The following is a 20,827-nucleotide window of genomic DNA, read 5'->3' on the forward strand; positions in this document are numbered from 1 at the left end:
CAAAATGGAAGAAGTTTCGTTGTTGCTTATCGTTCCTTTAATAACAGCGGTACTATGCTGGCAAATAAAAAATCACCGCATTGGCGAAAAGCTACAAATAATCGGTGCAGTGCTGAACGTCTTCATCGGTCTTTCCATTGCACGAAACGTATTTTTTGATGCGCCGGTGACAGGGTGGCATCATTTTATCTATATTGATGCGTTAAGCGCTTTTAATGTGGTGTTGATTGTAATCATCGGTTTTGTTGCTTCCCTTTATTCGGTCGGATATATGCGGCACGAAGTAGCGGAACGGATTATCAGCGAAGAAAAAGTGCGCCATTATTATTTATGGTTCCACCTCTTTATCGGGACGATGCTAGCGGTGAGCGTCGTGAACAATATCGGTCTGCTCTGGGTCGGCATCGAGTTGACGACATTAGTATCCGCTCTTTTAGTCGCTTTTTATCGAAAAGGAACGTCATTAGAAGCGGCGTGGAAATATTTAATCATGGGAAGTGTCGGCATTGCGTTTGCCCTGCTCGGCATTATTTTTCTTTATTTATCCGGCGTCGATTTGTTCGGCGAAAGTGCCGAGTCGTTAAACTGGACGGTGTTAAACCGCGCCGCTGGACAGTTAAATCCGCAATGGACGCTGATCGCCTTTATTTTTGTGCTAGTCGGGTTTGGCACAAAAGCCGGATTGGCGCCGATGCATTTTTGGCTGCCGGATGCGCATAGCCAAGCCCCTTCTCCAGTCAGTGCGGTATTATCAGGAGTATTGTTGAATACAGCGCTTTATGGCATTTTTCGCATATATACGATCGTCAATGCGGCGCTGGATGGGAAAGCGGCACCATATTTGATCTTTTTCGGCTTATTTTCGATCGCGATCACCGTTACTTTTATGCTCGTCCAGCACGACGTGAAGCGAATGCTCGCCTACTCGAGCGTCGAGCATATGGGCATTATTACGCTTGGCGTCGGCATCGGAGGAGCGCTCGGCCTTTACGGAGCGGTGCTTCATATGTTTAATCATTCGATGGCGAAATCATTATTATTTTTCGCAGCCGGAAACATCAATCAAAAATACCATTCGAAACGAATGGAACGCATTTCCGGCGTATTAAAAACGATGCCGGTGACAGGAAGCATTTTTTTAATCGCCGCTTTTGCGATTACCGGAACACCGCCGCTCAGTATATTTGTAAGCGAATTTACGATCATGACCGCCGGCTTTCAAAGCGGGCATCTTGTGGCAATCGTGTTATTTCTTTTATTCATTGTGCTCATTTTCTCCGGCATGACGTATTATGTCGTCCGGATGGCGTTCGGAGAAGCACCGGCTAAACTAGAAAAGAAAGAGATCGATCGTTGGTCAACGGCTGCGCTTTTTATTCCGCTGCTGGCCGTTGTCATTTTCGGCTTATACGTTCCGCCGTTCTTTCAGGAAATCATTAAACAAGTGGCTTTCGTGTTACAAGGGGGCAAATCGTAATGGAGAAAACGGTAAAACAATGGCTTGCTAGAATAAAGCAACAGTTAGGAAGTAAAATTCATTCTATTGAAGCAAACGGCGAACAAGAAACAGTCATTCTCATTGAAAAAACAGACCTTCCTCACATATGCCAGTTTCTTTGGAATGAAAAAAAGGACGCTTGTTTACGATGGTCTGATGCGATGAGCGGGATATTCATGGCTTTTTCGCGCTGTATTATGTGTTTTCATTTGATCGATTCCGCCACTTCTTAACCGTAAAAACACTGATTAATCCGCTCGATCCGACGTTTCCGTCCGTTGCGGTACAATTGCCCGCTGCGAATTGGTATGAGCGGGAAGTTAAAGATTTGTTAGGGCTCAGGCCACAAGGGCATCCCGACCCGCGCCCGCTCGTTTTGCACGGAGATTGGCCGGAAGATCTGCATCCGTTACGGAAAGATTTTCCGCTCGATCAGCACGCCCCGCGCGTTCAAAGCCGGGAAGCGTTTATGCGATATGACAGCGAAGACGTGACGGAAATTCCGGTCGGCCCGATTCATGCCGGCATTATTGAGCCGGGACATTTCCGCTTCGGCGCGGTCGGAGATACAATTTTGCATTTAGATGCGCGGCTATTTTTTACCCATCGCGGTTTAGAAAAAGCAAGTGAAGGAATGCCTGTTCAGAAAGCGTTGTTTTTAGCGGAGCGAATTTGCGGCGTGTGCGCGCTTTCTCATAGCATTGCCTTTGCACAAGCGATAGAACGTGCCGGCAATGTCACGATTCCGCCGCGCGCGGACTATTTACGCACGCTATTTTTGGAATTAGAGCGGTTGTATAACCATATCGGCGATGTCGGGAATATTTGTGCAGGATTTGGTTTTGCAGTCGGCATCAGCCAAGGAGCCCGCTTAAAAGAAGAGTTGCAACAGTTAAACGAACGAATCACTGGACATCGTTATTTGCGTGGAGTTGTCAGCCTCGGCGGAATGCGGGCCGATGTGACCGAACAAGAGCGTGAAGATATTTATCAAACGCTACAATATGTAAAAAAAGAGTTTAAAGAATTGGTCGATCTGTTGCTTACTCATGATATTGCGATCAATCGGATGGCTACTACCGGCATCCTTCGCCTTGAGCATGCGAACGATTTAGAAGTAGTCGGTGTAGCTGCAAGAGCTTCTGGGAGATCGGTCGATATTCGTCGCGATCAACCGTATGCGGCCTATGACCGTGTCCATTTTCACGTTCCGGTTTATAAAGAAGGCGATGTGCTTGCAAGAATACGCGTGCGAATCGATGAAGTATTCGAGTCGTTTTCGATCATCAAGCAACTATTACAACAGCTTCTAGACGGCGACATTCGCACAAACATTCCTAACTTGACTCCTTACCGCTCGGCAATGGGATGGTGTGAATCGCCGCGCGGGGAAACGGTGCACTGGGTGATGATCGGACCGAATCAAACCGTCTACCGATACCGCGTCCGCTCGGCCACTTATAGCAACTGGCCGGCCGTTCCGCTTGCTGTGAAAGGAAATATCGTCCCTGATTTTCCGCTCATTAATAAAAGTTTCGAGCTGTGCTACGCTTGTTGCGACCGATAAAGGCAAGGGAGGGATAGCGATGTTTGATCTTATTCGAAAAATATGGCGAACAAAAACAGTCACGAAAACGGAGCTATTTACAGAAGCACCGGAACGCTTCCGCGGAAAACCGGTTTTTACATCGAGTAAGTGCACCGGCTGTGAAGCATGCGCAACGTCATGCCCTGCTGGGGCGATCACGCTTCAGCAAAACGACGATGCCATCACCCTTTCTTTATCTTATGCCCATTGTATTTTTTGCGGCATTTGTGCGGAAGTATGTGAAACGAACGCCATTCAACTAACAAACGAGTATCGGCTAGCGACAAAAAATAAAAACGAGCTAACAGTGAGCCAGCAAGCAACATTAGCGAAACTTTTAACAACGGGAAAGGAAGTATGATACAATGAAAAGCGGAAAAGAGCAAACAGCTGATTTGCGATGGGCGCTGCAAAAAAGAATGAAAGAAGTGCTCGGACGTTCCCTGCATATCCGCCATGTCGATTCCGGTTCTTGCAATGGCTGCGATTTTGAAATGAATACGTTAACTAATCCGATTTACGATATTCAACGGTTCGGCGTCGATTTTGTCGCCTCCCCTCGCCATGCAGATATGCTAATGGTGACTGGCGGTGTAACGAGACATTTAGAAGAGGCGCTTATAAAAACGTACAACGCTGCTTCCGAGCCAAAAATGGTTGTCGCTATTGGAGCTTGTGCGTGCAGCGGTGGGATTTTCGGACGTACTTATGCTAATTACGGTGGGATTGATCATATCGTTCCTGTCTATGTTTATGTCCCTGGTTGTCCTCCTCGACCAGAAGCGATTATCGAAGGAATTTTATTGGCGCTCGATCGATATGAAGAGTTATCAAGAAATAAAGGAGAGAATAGGCATTGAATTTAGAACTGCAGCAATTTAAAGCGGATTTTTTTAAAGCCCTCGCTCATCCGTTACGAATTCGCATTTTAGAATTATTGTGTGAAGGAGATAAAAACGTCAACGAACTGCAAACGTTAATTGGCAGTGAAGGATCGGCTGTTTCGCAACAACTGGCGATCTTACGAAGCAAAAACATTGTTTACGGAACGAAAGACGGAAACCGCGTTGTCTACTCGTTACGCGACCCAATGATTAAAGAGTTATTAGCTATCGCCCGGCAAATTTTTAACAACCATTTGATTGACACCATTTCCATGCTAGACAAGTTTAATGACGAAGCCGAATAAGAAAAGCCCTCTCATTCATTTGCCAATGAGGGGGCTCTCTTTTTCTCTTTGCTCTCGTATTTTCTTCTTTTATAATAGGGAAAGGGAGGTGAAAGAGAGTGGAAAAAGAAACGATTGTAAAAGAAATTGTCAAAGCGCTCGAGTTATTCTCAGACAAAATTCATCACGAAATGCGAGAGATGGGACAACAGCTTCGCACAGAAATGCATGAAATGGGGCAGCAACTTCGCACGGAAATGCATGAAATGGGGCAGCAACTTCGCACGGAAATGCATGAAATGGGGCAGCAACTTCGCACGGAAATTCGTGACGTGGAAAGCAGACTAGAAACAAAAATTGATACTCTCCGCCAAGAGATGAATGAACGGTTCGAGCAACTAAACGAAAAAATCGATGAACTACGCGACGAGTTAACCGACACGCAAGAAACCGTTGATTTGCTTTCTTCCAAAACGCTCCAGCATGAACGAAAACTTCGCAGTCTTTATCGCCAATCGTAGTCCCTCACGTTCGCAACGGATCGTTTATCACTATTTTACATGGGGAAGGAGAAAATAATGGAACAAAATGTATTGTTACAGGAAATTGTAAAAGCGCTCGAATTATTTTCGGAAAAAATTCACCATGAAATGCAAGAATTGGGCGATCAACTCCGTGCAGAAATGCATGAAATGGGCAATCAGCTCCGTGCAGAAATGCATGGAATGGGCGATCAGCTCCGCGCGGAAATGCAAGAATTTCGTGCGGAAGTGAATGAGCGGTTTGATCGACTTGACATGAAAATCGCTAGCTTGCGCATTGAGCTAACCGAAACGCAAGAAACGGTTGATTTTCTCTCATCGAAAACGATTCAGCATGAGCGAAAACTCCGCATTCTCTACGGGCAATCGTAAGGATCGCATTAATAGAAAAATCGGCAAACTAAATAGGTTCGCCGATTTTTCGCTTCATAATGTAAGGATTATTACTCATTTGATTCATACACTTCCCATGTCCATTTGATGGATTCAACGATTTGGTTTGCCGCTGTTTCTGGATCAAGATCGTTTGTAAGCAACCGGGAATTATGAATCGAATAAGCCTCTCTCCTCTGCAGGAACAATCGTTCTATTTCTTCTAACGTTTTATTTTTTAATACCGGCCGATTATTAACGATTAATGGTAATCGTTCTTTCCAACAATCCCACGATAAATCTAAAAAAAAGACAATACAATGGGATAAGCAAGCATTTCGTACTTCCTCTTGCAAATAGGCGCCTCCTCCGAGAGAAATAACCTTCAATCGCTTATTTGTGCAAAGGTCAACAATTAACTCTCTCTCTACTTTTCGAAAGTAGTCTTCCCCCATCTGCTCGAAAATTGCTGGAATTGACATATGATGCCGATTTTCTATTTCTTGGTCTACATCAATAAAATCTCGATATAGCTTTTTGGCCACAAGTTGGCCGATCGTTGTTTTTCCTACTCCCATAAAACCGATTAATACAATATTTTTCTCCCGAAGAGGAAGTTCCGAATATTCCTTCATAACTTAGTCACCTTCCCTACGATGAATGAGGAATCCCGCTTGAACTTTCTCGCACAACGAGTTCCGGCTGCAAAATCAGGCGCTTTGGTTCACTTGTTTCCCCTGTCATGCGTTTATGTAAAATATGAGCTGCATGAACGCCGATCCGTTCCGGAAACGCGGCAATTGTTGTTAAAGGGGGATGGAAGATAGCCGATTCTTGAATGTTGTCAAAACCGACAATCGCTATGTCGCGTCCCGGCATCATTCCCACTTCTTTTAATCCAAGCATCGCCCCGAACGCAACGACATCGTTATAACAAAACGCAGCTGTTGGCGGGTTTGGAAGCTCTAAAGCGCGCTTCATCGCTTCCATTCCACCTTTCCGCGTCGTTAGCGATTGGATCAACAGTGATTCATCAAGCTCAATGCCAGCCTGCTCAAGCGCTTCACAGTACCCTTTTTTGCGATCCCTCCACACAGATGAGCCAGAAAAACCACCTATAAACGCAATTCGCCGATGCCCTTGTTGAATTAAATGTTTTGTCGCTAATCTTCCGCCGGCTACGTTATCAATTCCAACATAATCAAACTGCCTCATCGGAAGTTCTTCTCTTGCCACCAAAACAACCGGAATTCCCCATTGCTTAAGCCGTTCAACCATGTCTACAGAGCAGCCGGGAACTGGACTCATAATGACTCCGCCGACCCGATATTCAAGCATTGTCGAAAGAAGTTCGTCTTGTTTAGCCGGAGAATCAAATGTAGTTCCTAAAATGACTGTATATCCTTCTTGATCTAATGATTCATGAACACCTGCTAGCAAATCAGAAAAAAACGGATTCCCAATTTCTGTTATAATTAATCCAACAGTTGAAGAACGATGTGACCGTAAATTCGCAGCAACCCGATCATAAACATATCCTAGTTCCTTCATCGAGTTCAATACTTTTTCTCGCGTTTCTTTCGAAATATGCGGACTTCCCCGCACAACGAGAGAAGCCGTTGCCCGCGACACGCCAGCGTGATTGGCTACTTGTTGCAGAGTAACTCGAGATCTTCTTTTTTCTGTCATAATACAAATTCCTCCACCGCTGTTGCATAGCTATACCGTTTATTACATATTGTAAACGAGTACATGAAATGTAGCAACTTAGCAATCTTCCCCCTCCTACTAAAGACACAATATTTCTAAGTACAGCAGTAAAATCCATTCATTCTACATTAAAACTATGAGCATTCAACTAATTTAGTTTTCTCAAAAGTTACAAGCATAAAAATTCCCCTTCCTGCAATTCCAAGGCACTAGAAGGGGCGGGTTCATCATCGCATTTGTCACATACCAGTAAACCACTGAAGCGGAACAGTAATGATGGATGGAAACAAAATGACTAATACAATAACCACTATTTCTACGAGCAAAAACGGCCATATGCCTTTTAAAATATCTTCAATGCTAATTTTCGCCACACTACATGAAACATTTAGAACTGTTCCAACAGGAGGCGTTAACAGCCCGATACATCCGGCAAGAATAAAGACAATACCGAAATACACAGGATCAATTCCTGACATTTTTATAACCGGCATAAGTACAGGAGTAAGAATTAAAATCATCGGTGTTAAATCGAGCATTGTTCCGATAATTAACACTAAAATAAGAATCGCAAACAGAAGAAGCATTTGCTTTCCAATCAACGGCTGAAGGATGTTCATTAAAGTTGTCGGTACGTTCGCAACCGTGATCAGCCATGCAGAAACCATCGCCGCCGCCACAAGAAACATAACCACACTTGTCGTTTTGGCTGCGGCGACAAGAACATCGTATAAATCTTTTATTTTGAGTTCACGATAAATGACTAATCCGACAAACAATGCATAAAACGCCGCCACTACTGCCGCTTCTGTCGGAGTAAATACCCCTCCGCGAAGCCCGCCAACAATAATGACAGGCAATAAAAGTGCCCACAACGCTTCTCGTGTTGCCTTCCACTTTTCTTTTGCCGATTTGCGTGGAAGCACTTCCGCACGATCACGGCGTACGACCAGCCACCAAGTGATCATCAATCCAATTCCAAGAAGAATACCAGGAACGATGCCACCCATAAATAATTTCGTAATCGATACCCCGCTCGATACACCGAAAATAATCATCGGAATGCTAGGAGGAATGACTGGCGCAATAATGCCGCCTGCTGCGATCAAGCCGGCTGAACGATTTCGATCATGTCCAGCCTTCACCATCATCGGAATAAGAATAGCACCAAGAGCAGCTGCATCCGCTACAGCCGAACCGGACAAACCGGCAAAAAGAACGCTAGCAAGAATCGCAACATATCCTAATCCACCACGAATATGTCCAAAAAACGCCATCGCAAAGTTCACAATTCGGGTAGAAATACCGCCTGCATTCATCAATTCCCCTGCCAAAATAAAGAAAGGAACAGCCATTAATGGAAAGCTATCAGCTCCTTTGACAAGGTTTTGCGCAATAATTTGACTGTCAAACATATCTAAATAAAGCATGAGCCCAACGCTGCTAACGAGCAACGCAAATGCAATTGGAACACCTAACGCCATCACAGCAATCAACGAACCGACAAAAATAGCAACCGACACTATTGTTCACCTCCTGATGCTCGAACCCGATACTGTTCTTCCTTTAAATTTTCTAGTTTTTTTATGGGGGAGTTTTTATGTTGAGATATCGTCTTGTACATCTGAGTAAAAGTAATGACAATCATTCCAATACTTAATACGATGCCAATTCCATAAACAAACGATAAAGGTAAGCCCGTAGCAGGAGCCTTGCTTTCCAAGCTATCCATCGTCATTTTCCAGCTTCCTTGCAACACTAGTCCTAAAATATATAGAATAATAAGTTGTCCAACGATCAAAACGATGCGGCGAACGCGATCCGGCAACTTCGTCACAACAAGATCCATCCCTAAATGACTTCCGTCTTTCAATGCAACAATGGATCCTAAAAATACCATCCAAATGAACAAAAAGCGCGACATTTCTTCTGACCACGTAATTCCAGAATGAAAGGCATAACGCAACACAACATTGCCGAAGACAAGAATAGCCATAAATGCTAAGCATAATGCCATTAATACTTGCAATAGCTTATCAAACATAAACAAAATCTTTTTCATCCCCACTCCTCCTTGCGACCGTGATAGGAAAATAACTCTTAAGAGGGACTTCCTCTTAAGAGTTATGGGCATAGTGCCTTATTTTCCCGCTTCTATCAATTTGTTTACAAGATCTTCTCCGAATTTTGCTGCATATTTTTTATAAATCGGTTGTACTTTATCAATAAACTTTTGTTTTTCTGCCGGAGTTAATTCGGTAATCACCATTCCTTCCTGTTTTAAATAGTCAAATGATTCTGTGTCTTCTTGCTGGTTTAATTTTCGTTGATAATCTTTTACTTCCTCCGCTGCTTTTGTAATAATTTCTCGCTCTTTATCAGAGAGTGTATCCCAAAACTTTTTGCTGATCATAAATACGCTAGCGTTGTACACATGCCCTGTTTTTGTTAAGTATTTTTGCACTTCGTAAAATTTGCTCGCTTTTACGTTTCCAACAGGGTTTTCTTGACCATCCACAACATGTTGTTCCAATGCTGTAAATAACTCGGTAAATGCCATTGGCACAGGGGTCGCCCCTAGCTCTTTCCATAAATCGATATGAAGCTCGTTTTCTAATGTCCGAACTTTTAATCCTTTAATGTCATCAACACTTTTAACTTCTCTCACATTGTTTGTTAAGTGACGGAACCCGTTTTCCCAATAGTTTAAGCCGATGACGCCGACAGACGGCAAGTCTTTTAATAACTCTTGTCCGATTTCTCCGTCAAGCACTTTGTAAGCGGTTTCTGAATCTTTGAATAAAAATGGTAAATCTAACACAGCAAAGCGCGGCGCAAACGATGAAATTGGTCCTGTTGACATCGTCGTCCCTTGAATTGAACCCATTTTCAATCCTTCAAAAACCGCTAAGTCCCCACCTAATTGACCATCGGGATAAACTTCTACTTTAATCGAACCACCTGTTTCTTTTTCGACAATTTCACCAAACTTATACAATCCTTTCGTAAGCGATCGATCTTTTGATGTCACAACAGCTAGTTTCATAACTTTTGGACTCGTTGTTTTTCCTGCAGAATCTTTTTCTCCCGACGAAGATTGCGAAGAACATCCAACAAGAGACAACATACAAGCCAACAACAAAACAAACCATTTTTTCATTTATAAGCGCACCCCTTTGAAAATGAATTAATAACGATGAAACATCTTAAATACTCTGCTTAGCGTCTTTATATAATTTTTTTATTTTGAAGATCTTGTATTTCCGTTTCCGACAGTCCCAACATATCGTGTAAAATTTCATAATTATGTTCTCCTAAATCAGGAGCGATATGCCGGATCGTTCCCGGTGTTTTTTCAAATTTCGGAACAATTCCCGGCACTTTGATTTTCCCTAGGCGAGGATGTTTCACTTCAATAATATTCTCACGTGCTTGATAGTGCGGGTGTTCGAAAATATCTTTAATATTTAAAATCGGGCTGACCGGAACACCGTATTCATCTAAAAGATGTAAAAGTTCTTCACGCCGCATCGATTGAATCCAATCAGCAACCATTTGATTCATTTCGTCATTATTTTGCAATCTTCGTTCGTTTGTACAAAATTTCTCATTTGTTAAAAGATCTTCTCTATTCATCGCTTTCGCTAACCGCTCAAACGTAGAATCTGTGCTTGTCACTAGCACGACCCAATGCCCATCCTTTGTCATAAAAGTTCCTGCTGGGCTTGAGTGGCCTGCTAAACCTGGTGACCGCTCTCTAATTTTTCCTAGCTGATCATATTCAGCAACTAAAAATTCTAGCATGCGAAACACGGATTCATAAAGAGCGATATCGACCATTTGTCCTTCGCCATTTGGATGAGCATCCCGATAATAAATGGCCGTCACCGCTGCAAATGCCACATAAATTCCTGTAATATAATCCGTTAAAGAGAACGGAGGGCTGACAGGCGGACGGTCAGGAAATCCTTGAAGATACGTAAATCCACTAAATGCTGTAGCCGGTGTGCCAAATCCCGCTTTTTCTCGGAACGGGCCGGTCTGACCATAGCCTGATACACGAATCATCACTAAATTAGGGTTGATTTTTTTTAGTTCCTCATATCCGCCTCCCCATTTTTCTAATGTGCCAGGCCGAAAATTTTCAATGACGATATCCACTTTGCTTACTAGCTTTTTAAAAATGTTCATTCCTTCTTCTTTCCGTAAATCAAGAGTAAGCGACTTTTTATTTCGCGATAGGCCAGGCCACCGTAACGGTTCGTGATCAAGGAAAGGGCCGACATGCCGAAGCGTATCTCCTTTCTCTGGCATTTCTACTTTAATGACATCAGCGCCAAAATCTCCGAGCAACACCGCGCCAAATGGCGCAGCAATCATCGTTGATACATCTAACACTTTAACTCCTTCTAATGGCAGTCTACTCATATTCCTCCCTCTTTCCGTTTGTCGTGTAACATTGCTCAAGATGAAGCAATAATGCGACTTTTGTTTTCATATGATTGGGATGCTTCTGAATAATCTCTTTGACTTTTGATTGTAAATGTGTATCTTCTTCTCATAGATTGATTAAATGAATTAACCTTTTTATTTCTTGGTCCGAGATATAATTCGGGTCAATTCCAATGAGAACTCGTAAAGCATCATAACCGAGAAAACTAAACATCACATCGTTGCCCGGCTTCATACGTTTCCTCGACGATAAATGGAGAGGAAATCCTCCCCTTATCATCGTCAATCCTTAGGCAAATATCCTTGCGGGCTATAGCACCATAATAACCAAAGCGGCTCATTTCCTGTATTAACATGTTGATGATATTCGCCGTCCGGAATGAACATATAATCCCCTTCTTTAAATGTCCGGCGATTCCCATGAGCATCGACGACTTCTCCCGAGCCTCGAATCACCACATCCATTTCTTCAGAACCGGGATGATTATGAAGCGAACTAGCTTCTCCAGGAGAAAAAATAGTAATGCCCGCCATGATATGTTTTGATCCTACCGTTTCCGGCGTAATAAGTTGAAACACCTTCCGAATTTGGTTCAGCTCTGGCTGCTCTAATCCCAACCATAATGCTTTCGCATCTTTGAACGGATCCAACACTTTAATTTTCATTTCTTCTTTCATGACACATCCCCCTAATTCTGAAATTTATGTCAATATATAATTTTCAGATATTAACAGACACATGATGCACCTTCTTGCCTGGAGAGTAAATATCCATGATGTTCCAATGTCCTGCTGTTGGGGTTGGAACGTTCAACATCTCGACATCAATGACGAACGGCTTGTTTGATTCAATCGCACGCTGCAACGCTGGTTTAAACTCTTCTGCCGATTGAATTTTGACTCCTTCAATACCGTATGCTCTTGCAATGCTTGCATAATCCGGCGAATAAGGTTTTCCGTCTCTCTGAAACACTGTTCCATGTGTTGTACCGAAATGTGCTTTTTCCAATCCAGCAATCGTGCCAAATGCGTAGTTGTTCATAATAACCCAAACAACCGGAATATTCTCTTCGGCAGCTGTCGCCAACACCGCTGGATTTTGACCAAATCCTCCATCCCCCACTAAAGAAACAACGACTTTATCAGGTTGAGCGATTTTTGCTCCAAGGGCCGCTGGAGCACCGAACCCCATCGTTGCATATCCGCCAGGTGTGAGAATCGTACTAGCTTCATATGCCGGAAACTGTTGTCCAACTCCGTTTTTATTCCAGCCTACGTCCGTTGTAATGTAAGCATCTCGTGGGAGTACTTCACGCACTTCCTGAAGAATGCGTTCCGGGCGTATTGGATAGCTATTATTGCGAATATGTTCTTCGTTGCTTTTTCTAAATTCTTGTTTATACTGAGCAATCTGTTGTTTCAGTTCATCATTTTGTCTACCTCGTGGAACCATTTCTTTGGCAACACGATTTAAAACAGTGAGAGCTTGCTTCAGGTCAGCCACTATCCCGATTTCCGTCGGATAATTTCTGCCGATTTCGTTCGGATCAATATCAATATGAATCAATTTCGTCGTCGGAATATTAAACGTGTACTCCGACTCCCAAGAACTGCAATCCGCTTCTGAGAACCTTGTACCCAATGCTAAAATAACATCGGCATTTCGGCAAGTATCATTCACAAATTTTGTTCCCCAAAATCCAGTCATTCCAAGGGTCAACGGATGGTCATCGGAAATCGCACCTTTTCCCATTAACGTATACGCAACCGGAATGCTCAAATGATCGACCAATTCTTTTAGCTCTGCCGCAGCATTCGCTAGCATAATTCCGCCGCCAACATAAAACAACGGACGTTCGGCACGAAGAATCATTCCTATGATTTGTTTCGCTGTTTCGTCGTCAATAGAAGGTTTATGAAGTGTTTTTGTATGATAATTTTGCTTTTCAAACAATGATACGTCTATTTCTTTTGAAAAAATATCCATCGGAACAGACACTAATACTGGACCAGGTCTGCCGTTTTCCGCTAGCTGGAACGCTTTTTCAATAATTTCTGGAAATAACTCTGGACGTTCGACTCGCCAAGCACGCTTCACAAACGGCCGATAAATTTCGTATTGAGAAGCATCGGCATGAAGATTAATTTCCTGATGTGGATGTTTGCCATAGTAATGGCTTGGCACATCACCGGCAATGACGACCATCGGGATCGAATCAAGTGCAGCGTTTGCCACACCGGTAGCAGCATTCGTCAATCCGGGACCAACATGGCACAAAACGACGGATGTTGTTTTTTTCGCCCGCGCATATCCGTCTGCCATATGTGCGGCAATTTGTTCATGCCTTACGTTGACAAACTTAATTGTGCTTTTTTCCAATGCGGCTAGTACAGCAATGTTCGTATGGCCGCAAAGACCGAAAACATGCTCGACACCGCGTCTTTCTAAATATTTCACTAATTGTTGAGCAACTAACTCTTTCACTGACGTTCTACCTCCTTGAAACTTAAAATCACTTTACCGAAATTGCCGGAAGCGGCCATTTCGTAAGCATATTCGTAATCCGTAACCGGTAAAATTTTTGAAACGATAGGGTCGATTGGAAATGATCGGTCTCGCAAATATTCCATTGCCTGTAAATAGTCAGCGGGGAACTGATAAATAATTGTTCCTTGTATCGTCAGTTCGTTACGTACAATATGAACAATTGGAAAATTCGCTTCCTGCGCTAAGCCGATTAAAACGATCATCCCTCCTGGATTAGCGAGCTGTACCGCTTGTTCTACCGAGCTTTTTGTTCCTGCTGCTTCAAATACGACATCGAACGTTTCTGCCTTTAGTTCTTGGGGAGTAATAGCGCGAATATCGCCAATCTTTCTCACTAACTCAAGCTTCTTCGGATTAATATCGACCGCGGTCACTTTCGCCCCTAAATGATGTGCCAACGCTGCTGCCAACATTCCTTCATTGCCGCAGCCGATAATTGCCACGGTCGTGCCTTTCGTAACGTGTACCTTTTTGAATGCATGCACAATCACGGCAAACGGTTCAATTAATACTGCGCGTTCATCTTGCAGATCATCTGGAATCGGTAAAACGTATTTAGACGAAATAACAAATTGTTGTGAAAATCCTCCGTCCGTATTGATTCCTAATGATTTTTTGTTGCGGCATATATTCGTATAGCCTTTTGTACATAAGTCACACGTTCCGCAATACGTATTTGGAAGAACAACGACCCTTGTTCCTATGTCATATGCTGCATGCTCCCCTTTTTCTATTACAATGCCTAACAGTTCGTGACCTGGCCGCACAGGATACGTTGCATGAGGAAGCTTTCCTTTAAAAACACTTAAATCCGATCCGCAAATTCCTCCATAAATTAGCTGAATTTTTATTTCGTCGTCTTTTGGAGGAGGCAATGAATTTACTGTTCGCAATTCAAGTTCGTTTGGGTTTTTTAAATATAGTTCTAACACGCTGTCCACCACCATGTTCGTTTCGCTCATTCTGGAATTTGAAACACAATCATTTTTAATTCTGTCATCTCCTCAATGGCATAACGAGGACCTTCGCGGCCGATTCCGCTGTTTTTCACCCCGCCGTAAGGCCAGTGGTCAAGCCGGAAATTGGATGTTCCGTTAATAACTACTCCACCTACTTCTAACGAATGTGCCACTTTATATGCTATGTCCATACGATTTGTAAACAGCCCAGCTTGAAGGCCAAAAGACGAGTCATTCGCTTCGGCAATGGCTTCCTCAATCGTGCGATAAGGAAGAATGTTTACAATCGGTCCGAATACTTCTTCACACACGACCTTGCTTCGTTTCGGTGGATTGAGAAGAACAGTAGGCTCGACCGTAGCACCACGTTGTATTCCTCCGCATATAAGCATGGCCCCGGAGGCTACAGCTTCTTGAATCCAGCTCATCACTCGCCGTGCGGCCGCTTCATCGACTAAACAGCCAACATCAGTGTCTGGCAATAGAGGATCGCCAACTTTTAGCTTTTCCACTTCCTTTTTCAAGAGCTGTGTAAATGGCTCCACAACAGATTCATGAACATAAATTCGTTGAACGGAAATGCAACTTTGCCCGGAATTGCTATATCCTGTTTTCGCGCACAAGGCCGCCGCCCGCTTCAGATCGGCATCCTCATGAACGATCGTCGCCGCGTTTCCTCCAAGTTCTAACAGCACTTTTTTCATGCCAGCAAGCGCGCATATATTTCGGCTCGCCACCACTCCGCCGGTAAAAGAAATGACGTTTACACGATCATCTTTCACCATTTGCTGCCCGACCTCTACTCCACCGAGAACCATGTTAATGCCGCGCTCCGGAAATCCTGCTTCAAGCAATAATTTCAGTAATTCCGTGGCAATCAACGGCGTTTGCGGAGCAGGTTTTAAAATGATACTATTGCCTGCAGCAAATGCCGGTCCGATTTTATGGCAAATAAGATTTAATGGTGCATTAAATGGGGTAATGGCAGCAACTACTCCCACTGGTACACGAAATGTCATGGCGATCGCTTTCGTTCCTCGATGTGAAGCGTCTCCAGGTATCGTTTCTCCCATTAATCGTTTCGCTTCTTCAGCGGATTGTTCTAATGTTTCAATCGAACGGGACACCTCATCCAACGTATTTTTCAGCGGCTTTCCAAGCTCCTGCGAAATGTACTTCGCAAACGTTTCTTTTTCGTTTTCAAGCAACATCGCTGCTTTTTTTAAAATTTTGGACCGTTCATACGCTGGAATGCTAGCAATCTCTTTTTTCGCTTCATACGCAGATGATAAAGCGCTTTCAACATCTTCGGTTGTCGCCAACCATTGCTCGCCAATCACTTCACCTGAGTAAGGGCTCTTGACAAGTGCCGTCGGTCGATTTGAATGAATCCATTTTCCGTTAATATATGGCTGTGCTTTTCTCAACTGCATCACCTACTTTTTTTCAAGATGACGTTTTAAAGGCCCTGAGTAATGAACTAAATCATCTCGATTCGGGCACGGTCCTTTAATTAACACGCCGTTTTGTAATTCTTCAAAAGCATGCGCAACAATTCCCATTCCTCTTGAGAGCGCGAAAATTCCTTTTGCAGCTTCAGCGGGAATCGATAACTCGCATTGAATGGCAGCGGCCACACCGTCGATATTCATCGTAATGTTTTTCTGTTTCCATCGCTCCAATTGTAGCCGATATTCCTCTGCAATCATTAAATAGCACCCTTGTATTTCGCCTTCTTTCACTAACTGTTGGGCTAATTCATAAAGCCGTTTGACACGGGGGTCGTGATCATGCAATTGATGGCCAAACCCTGGCAGTTTCTTCCCTTCGCGCTGAAAACGTTCAAACTGCTTTTTAACAACCGAAGAAACACTTTGTTCTGGATGTGCATCCAAAAGCGATTCTGTTGAATAAAACAATCGCATCGCTTGTTCAACGGCTCCTCCATGCACATCGCCAAGGACATTAATGCCTGTAGCCACACACGAATTAAATGATATTCCGCAAGTAGCAGCCATTCTTGCTGCTGCAATTGAAGGGGCTCGCGGACCGTGATCCGCTCCTGCTACGAGAACACTTTCCAACAATTTCGCTTTTTTTTCACTTAATATTTCTCCGCACAATAAGAGATAAAGCATTTGCGTGTATGAAATGTTTCCAATTAATTCTTCAACCGGATACCCTCTAATAATAATTTCATTTTTTTTAATATCGCTGATGGACGTATCCCACCAAGCAGTTCCGTTTGCATACATATCTAAAGCACTTCTTTGTTTCATCGTTGCCCTCTCCTTCTAACCCTTTGCACCACTCCAATCGGCGATGTGGACGCTTTCATTTACTCAGCTATCCTTATGATGAGCAAATATTTCATCAATGCTTATCATTCAATTGGTTCGATTTCGTCTTCATGATGACTAAAATTACTAGCTGGTAGTAAAAAAGTGTTTTTAGATCGATCTAATGTATATCAACCTTGTTTAATCACTTATCTACTTGATCTTATTTATATTAGATCGATCTAATATGTGCTATTACGTGTCCCCCCTTTTTTCCACTGAACTATTGCCTACGTTAAAAAATGAAACATAATTAGATCGATCTAATAAAATGTCTGAATTTAGTGATTTGTCAAAAAAGTGCGCCTATTTAAGCTTCATTATATGTTCCTTTGTAACCGTTGTCAACAACAAAATATTCGGATTATTTAATTTTTCTCCTTTATCCGTTATACAATTGGCTCAGTTTTTCAATAAGAAACGCAACTAAAATTCCTACCGCCATATAACTAACTGCAAATCCGATGTTCCATCTCCCGATACGATATGGGTTTTCGTTTAATTCCTCCGCTAAAATCGACACCGATATATTATACGGACTATACATAACAGTTGATAAACTGCAACATATTAACACAATCGACAATGGCACAGCAGAAGTTGTCGGTAAAATCGGTTGTAATAACGGCACAAGTAACGTTAAACCAACTAAAGGATGAAACCCAAGGAGAGAAGTAACAAAAAAATAGATCCCAATCATCACGTACAGCAACAACGTTTGTTCTGCTCCAACTTGAAACACTTCCTCCAACATCGTGCTTAGCCGAGAACGAGACAACATTTCTACAAAAAGTCCTGCACTCAAAAACATAAAGAAATAATTAGCCATCCCTTTCGTCCGCTCTTTCCAATGCCGCAGCGCAATCATTACATACCGTTTTATTCTTCGAATCAACACTGCCCATAATAAAGACACAGGAACGAGCGAAATGACGACGGAAAACAAAAATCCTTTATGAAGTATATGCTGAACCGATGAAACAACAAAAATAAATACAACTAACATTGCTAACAACTGGATCACTTTTTGATACACTTGATTCGGATGTTCCATTATCTGGTCGGTCGATGTAAAAGAAAGAGAACGATATTTATAGGATGCAAGCATCCAATCAATCATCGCTACTATGACTGCTATAAAAAGCAAGATTGGGAAAATCGTATAATAACGCACGTTTGTCATATCAATCGTCGTGCTAATCATGACCTCCATCGGACTCCATGTCAAGCATAACGCATATGCCCTCAATAAGTTTTGTGTATAAAATTTATTGGCTACGTTGTTTGGAAATTTCTTTAACGCTATACGAAGTGTTTTTACTAACAACGGTACAGTCGCAATATTAAGAAACAAACCTAGCAAATGACAAACGCTAAAACTGCGCCTATACAACGTTCTCATATCCGTCATCTTATGTTGCAACCATAAACTAAGGTATTGGTCATAACGGCCGACACGAATTAAGGAGTTCATAAACGGTAATACGAAAAAAAGAGAAAGCAACCCTAGTACTTGCCTAAAATGCAAAACAAATGTATACCACGGGAGTCTATTGTATAAAAATAAAATCGTACCAACGATAAAAAAAATAGCCCCCGATATAAAATAAACTCCCCTAGCATAAAAAACAGAGCTCAATAATGCAATCATTGCCATAATCCCAATACTATAGTCGATAATCGGATCAGAAATAAATTGGGATGTGACATACAATGCTATTAGTAGTGTATAAATATAAACACGCACTCTTTACCCCCATCCTTTCGTTTTATTCATTAACTATAATACAACATCGTGATGATGAGAAGAGCATTTTCTAAAACGATGGACACACAAAACAGCAATAAACATGCTTTCTTATTCCTTTTTTCACTATGATGTTGTAAAACGGGCATACCCGCTATAAATATGAAAAGGGAGGCGTCCATGTTCGTGAGCAAAATAAAATGGGGACTCATTGTTGTTCTTTTCATTGCTACGTTTCTAAGCGTTTATTCGATTTGAAATATTCAAAAACGAAATGATGTGTCAGCGACAAAGTTTCAGGCTAGGTTCAACCTTACCAATTTTATCAATACTCATTCGATTCTTTATAGCGAATCCATACCGTCTCCTTACGAGCTTACAATGGTCATCACTTCGCTGTTGAACGTTGTTTTGTTTACATATCTTGTGAAAGCAACGTGGAATATAGTGAAACGATCAATTACATCTTGACAAAATCGCATTTTCAGTAGATAATTCTGAAAAAATCGTTTATATTCGGAAACGGTACGGGACTAGTAAATCGATGGAACGTGCAAGAGAGTGGAACTCGCAGGCTGGAAGGTTCCTCACGGAAAGTCGATTGAACCTACCCTATACGGCCGCTTATGCAAACATAAGCCGTCTCCCCACGTTACGGGGTAAGAGCTGGGCGCTATGCGCCAAAAAAGGTGGTACCGCGGAACGCTTTTTCCGTCCTTTTGATGAAAGGCGGAAAAGGTGTTTTTTTATTTGAGGGGGGATTATGTGAAAAAACAACGTGTCGTTGTGAAAATTGGAAGTAGTTCACTGACAGACGAAAACGGAATGCTTTCTGAACAAAAGCTGCGGGATCATGTCGAAGCGCTTTCGTATTTAAAACAACTCGGCCACGAGGTAATTTTGATTTCATCCGGTGCTGTTGCCGCCGGGTTTGGTGTGCTCGGATATCGTTCGCGGCCGAAAACGACCGCAGGAAAGCAAGCGGCCGCAGCGGTCGGGCAAGGATTGCTGATGCAAAGCTACATTTCAGCATTTCGCGCATTTGGCATCGTGACAGGGCAACTGCTGTTAACGCGAGAAGATTTTTACAATCGCGACCGATTCCGCAATTTATTTTCGACGATGACTACACTGCTTGAGCGCGGGGTGCTGCCGATTATTAACGAAAATGACTCCATTTCGGTCGAGGAATTAACGTTTGGCGATAACGATTTATTATCGGCGCTTGTAAGCGGCTTTTTACATGCCGATGCCCTTATCATATTAACCGATATTAACGGGCTATACGACCAAAACCCGAAACGTCCGGAAGCGAAAAAGTATCATTTTCTTCCTGAAATTACTGATGAGCTAATCGAACAAGCAGGCGGCAGCGGTTCATCGGTCGGCACAGGAGGGATGAAATCGAAGCTTCTCGCTGCGCAAAAGGCGCTCTCATTCGGTGTCAGTGTGTTTGTCGGCACAGGAAAAGGAAAAGAAAAACTGCTGGACATTTTAGAAGGAAAAGGAGACGGCACATATATTGGCGCTCCTTTTCAAGGACATATGCAAATGCGGAAACAATGGATTGCGTACCATTCACCGGTAGCTGGAGCAATTGAAATTGATGAAGGAGCCGAAATGGCGCTTTTACATAAAGGAAAAAGTTTATTGCCCGCTGGGGTCACAAACGTATTCGGCCAATTTCAAGCCCTTGATGTCGTCGAAGTCATCAACCAAAAAGGCACTGTCATCGGCAGAGGCCAAGTGTATTACACATCTGCTGATTTAGAAAAAGTGAAAGGCTTAGCGAGCGATGAGGCGAAACGTTATTCACTCCACAATCGCCCCGAAGTCATTCACCGCGATAACTGGGTATGTTTGAAAAACGGAAATGTGCCTATACGCTAAAGACGAAAGGAGAA

General features: G+C 42.8%; 21 protein-coding genes. 9 read left to right on the forward strand and 12 right to left on the reverse strand.

The genetic code is table 11. The annotated features are described in order from the left end of the window. Window positions 1-4: 4 nt before the first annotated feature. From HNQ34_RS00995 to HNQ34_RS01025, 8 genes are all read left to right on the forward strand, one after another. The gene (locus HNQ34_RS00995; protein WP_183250903.1) at window positions 5-1,477 is read left to right on the forward strand and encodes a hydrogenase 4 subunit F; all 1,473 of its coding nucleotides are present in this window, start codon (window positions 5-7) and stop codon (window positions 1,475-1,477) included. Beyond that, on the forward strand, window positions 1,477-1,731 hold the full coding sequence (locus tag HNQ34_RS17345) for a hypothetical protein (protein ID WP_246363639.1): 255 nt from the start codon (window positions 1,477-1,479) through the stop codon (window positions 1,729-1,731). Before HNQ34_RS00995 ends, HNQ34_RS17345 begins: the two co-directional genes overlap by 1 nt. Beyond that, window positions 1,698-3,065: a hydrogenase large subunit gene (locus tag HNQ34_RS01000; protein ID WP_312856074.1), complete on the forward strand. Its 1,368-nt coding sequence runs from the start codon at window positions 1,698-1,700 to the stop codon at window positions 3,063-3,065. Before HNQ34_RS17345 ends, HNQ34_RS01000 begins: the two co-directional genes overlap by 34 nt. A gap of 19 nt (window positions 3,066-3,084) precedes the next feature. Further along, the gene (locus tag HNQ34_RS01005; protein ID WP_183250904.1) at window positions 3,085-3,447 is read left to right on the forward strand and encodes a 4Fe-4S dicluster domain-containing protein; all 363 of its coding nucleotides are present in this window, start codon (window positions 3,085-3,087) and stop codon (window positions 3,445-3,447) included. Window positions 3,448-3,451: 4 nt separating this feature from the next. After that, entirely contained in the window at window positions 3,452-3,946 is a 495-nt protein-coding gene (locus tag HNQ34_RS01010) for an NADH-quinone oxidoreductase subunit B family protein (RefSeq protein ID WP_183250905.1), read from the forward strand. Continuing rightward, window positions 3,943-4,275: an ArsR/SmtB family transcription factor gene (locus HNQ34_RS01015; protein ID WP_066324312.1), complete on the forward strand. Its 333-nt coding sequence runs from the start codon at window positions 3,943-3,945 to the stop codon at window positions 4,273-4,275. Before HNQ34_RS01010 ends, HNQ34_RS01015 begins: the two co-directional genes overlap by 4 nt. Window positions 4,276-4,373: 98 nt before the next feature. Further along, window positions 4,374-4,775, forward strand: a complete 402-nt coding sequence (locus tag HNQ34_RS01020) for a DUF1640 domain-containing protein (protein WP_183250906.1) — start codon at window positions 4,374-4,376, stop codon at window positions 4,773-4,775. A 57-nt stretch (window positions 4,776-4,832) separates the two neighbouring features. Further along, window positions 4,833-5,168, forward strand: a complete 336-nt coding sequence (locus HNQ34_RS01025; protein ID WP_183250907.1) for a hypothetical protein — start codon at window positions 4,833-4,835, stop codon at window positions 5,166-5,168. A 71-nt stretch (window positions 5,169-5,239) separates the two neighbouring features. On the opposite strand, the gene HNQ34_RS01030 is transcribed toward HNQ34_RS01025, so the two are convergent. From HNQ34_RS01030 to HNQ34_RS01085, 12 genes are all read right to left on the reverse strand, one after another. After that, window positions 5,240-5,803: a shikimate kinase gene (locus HNQ34_RS01030; RefSeq protein ID WP_183250908.1), complete on the reverse strand. Its 564-nt coding sequence runs from the start codon at window positions 5,801-5,803 to the stop codon at window positions 5,240-5,242. Between the two features lie 16 nt (window positions 5,804-5,819). Continuing rightward, entirely contained in the window at window positions 5,820-6,857 is a 1,038-nt protein-coding gene (locus tag HNQ34_RS01035; protein ID WP_183250909.1) for a LacI family DNA-binding transcriptional regulator, read from the reverse strand. 260 nt (window positions 6,858-7,117) lie between these two features. Beyond that, entirely contained in the window at window positions 7,118-8,401 is a 1,284-nt protein-coding gene (locus tag HNQ34_RS01040; protein WP_183250910.1) for a TRAP transporter large permease, read from the reverse strand. After that, window positions 8,401-8,940 carry a TRAP transporter small permease gene (locus tag HNQ34_RS01045; RefSeq protein WP_183250911.1) on the reverse strand — a complete coding sequence of 180 codons (540 nt, stop codon included), beginning with the start codon at window positions 8,938-8,940 and terminating at the stop codon, window positions 8,401-8,403. The genes HNQ34_RS01040 and HNQ34_RS01045 overlap by 1 nt, the downstream gene beginning before the upstream one ends. A 78-nt stretch (window positions 8,941-9,018) precedes the next feature. Further along, on the reverse strand, window positions 9,019-10,038 hold the full coding sequence (locus tag HNQ34_RS01050) for a TRAP transporter substrate-binding protein (protein WP_183250912.1): 1,020 nt from the start codon (window positions 10,036-10,038) through the stop codon (window positions 9,019-9,021). Between the two features lie 68 nt (window positions 10,039-10,106). Further along, window positions 10,107-11,306, reverse strand: coding sequence for a CaiB/BaiF CoA transferase family protein (locus HNQ34_RS01055; RefSeq protein ID WP_183250913.1), 1,200 nt, complete (start codon window positions 11,304-11,306; stop codon window positions 10,107-10,109). Between the two features lie 306 nt (window positions 11,307-11,612). Further along, window positions 11,613-12,008, reverse strand: a complete 396-nt coding sequence (locus tag HNQ34_RS01060; protein ID WP_246363642.1) for a cupin domain-containing protein — start codon at window positions 12,006-12,008, stop codon at window positions 11,613-11,615. 43 nt (window positions 12,009-12,051) lie between these two features. Continuing rightward, entirely contained in the window at window positions 12,052-13,815 is a 1,764-nt protein-coding gene (locus HNQ34_RS01065) for a thiamine pyrophosphate-binding protein (RefSeq protein ID WP_183250914.1), read from the reverse strand. Continuing rightward, a complete protein-coding gene (locus HNQ34_RS01070) occupies window positions 13,812-14,810 on the reverse strand; it encodes a zinc-dependent alcohol dehydrogenase (protein WP_183250915.1) in 999 nt (332 codons plus the stop codon). The genes HNQ34_RS01065 and HNQ34_RS01070 overlap by 4 nt, the downstream gene beginning before the upstream one ends. Window positions 14,811-14,836: 26 nt before the next feature. Next, window positions 14,837-16,270, reverse strand: a complete 1,434-nt coding sequence (locus HNQ34_RS01075) for an aldehyde dehydrogenase family protein (protein ID WP_183251297.1) — start codon at window positions 16,268-16,270, stop codon at window positions 14,837-14,839. Between the two features lie 3 nt (window positions 16,271-16,273). Continuing rightward, entirely contained in the window at window positions 16,274-17,116 is an 843-nt protein-coding gene (locus HNQ34_RS01080) for a citryl-CoA lyase (protein WP_183250916.1), read from the reverse strand. A gap of 442 nt (window positions 17,117-17,558) precedes the next feature. Then, window positions 17,559-18,923, reverse strand: a complete 1,365-nt coding sequence (locus tag HNQ34_RS01085; protein WP_183250917.1) for a hypothetical protein — start codon at window positions 18,921-18,923, stop codon at window positions 17,559-17,561. A gap of 765 nt (window positions 18,924-19,688) precedes the next feature. Here HNQ34_RS01085 and proB point away from each other — a divergent pair. Beyond that, window positions 19,689-20,813, forward strand: a complete 1,125-nt coding sequence (proB, locus tag HNQ34_RS01090; protein ID WP_183250918.1) for a glutamate 5-kinase — start codon at window positions 19,689-19,691, stop codon at window positions 20,811-20,813. Window positions 20,814-20,827 lie beyond the last annotated feature (14 nt).

It is taken from the genome of Anoxybacteroides tepidamans, from assembly GCF_014201465.1.
Taxonomy (GTDB): domain Bacteria; phylum Bacillota; class Bacilli; order Bacillales; family Anoxybacillaceae; genus Anoxybacteroides; species Anoxybacteroides tepidamans.

What these genes read in the sequence shown, in the direction of transcription:
- HNQ34_RS01035 (WP_183250909.1), bottom strand. Translation starts at nt 6,857, where the DNA reads ATGACAGAAAAAAGAAGATCTCGAGTTACTCTGCAACAAGTAGCCAAT.
- HNQ34_RS01005 (WP_183250904.1), top strand. Translation starts at nt 3,085, where the DNA reads ATGTTTGATCTTATTCGAAAAATATGGCGAACAAAAACAGTCACGAAA.
- HNQ34_RS01050 (WP_183250912.1), bottom strand. Translation starts at nt 10,038, where the DNA reads ATGAAAAAATGGTTTGTTTTGTTGTTGGCTTGTATGTTGTCTCTTGTT.
- HNQ34_RS01075 (WP_183251297.1), bottom strand. Translation starts at nt 16,270, where the DNA reads ATGCAGTTGAGAAAAGCACAGCCATATATTAACGGAAAATGGATTCAT.
- HNQ34_RS17345 (WP_246363639.1), top strand. Translation starts at nt 1,477, where the DNA reads ATGGAGAAAACGGTAAAACAATGGCTTGCTAGAATAAAGCAACAGTTA.
- HNQ34_RS01055 (WP_183250913.1), bottom strand. Translation starts at nt 11,306, where the DNA reads ATGAGTAGACTGCCATTAGAAGGAGTTAAAGTGTTAGATGTATCAACG.
- HNQ34_RS01025 (WP_183250907.1), top strand. Translation starts at nt 4,833, where the DNA reads ATGGAACAAAATGTATTGTTACAGGAAATTGTAAAAGCGCTCGAATTA.
- HNQ34_RS01080 (WP_183250916.1), bottom strand. Translation starts at nt 17,116, where the DNA reads ATGAAACAAAGAAGTGCTTTAGATATGTATGCAAACGGAACTGCTTGG.
- HNQ34_RS01060 (WP_246363642.1), bottom strand. Translation starts at nt 12,008, where the DNA reads ATGAAAGAAGAAATGAAAATTAAAGTGTTGGATCCGTTCAAAGATGCG.
- HNQ34_RS01030 (WP_183250908.1), bottom strand. Translation starts at nt 5,803, where the DNA reads ATGAAGGAATATTCGGAACTTCCTCTTCGGGAGAAAAATATTGTATTA.
- HNQ34_RS00995 (WP_183250903.1), top strand. Translation starts at nt 5, where the DNA reads ATGGAAGAAGTTTCGTTGTTGCTTATCGTTCCTTTAATAACAGCGGTA.
- HNQ34_RS01045 (WP_183250911.1), bottom strand. Translation starts at nt 8,940, where the DNA reads ATGAAAAAGATTTTGTTTATGTTTGATAAGCTATTGCAAGTATTAATG.
- HNQ34_RS01010 (WP_183250905.1), top strand. Translation starts at nt 3,452, where the DNA reads ATGAAAAGCGGAAAAGAGCAAACAGCTGATTTGCGATGGGCGCTGCAA.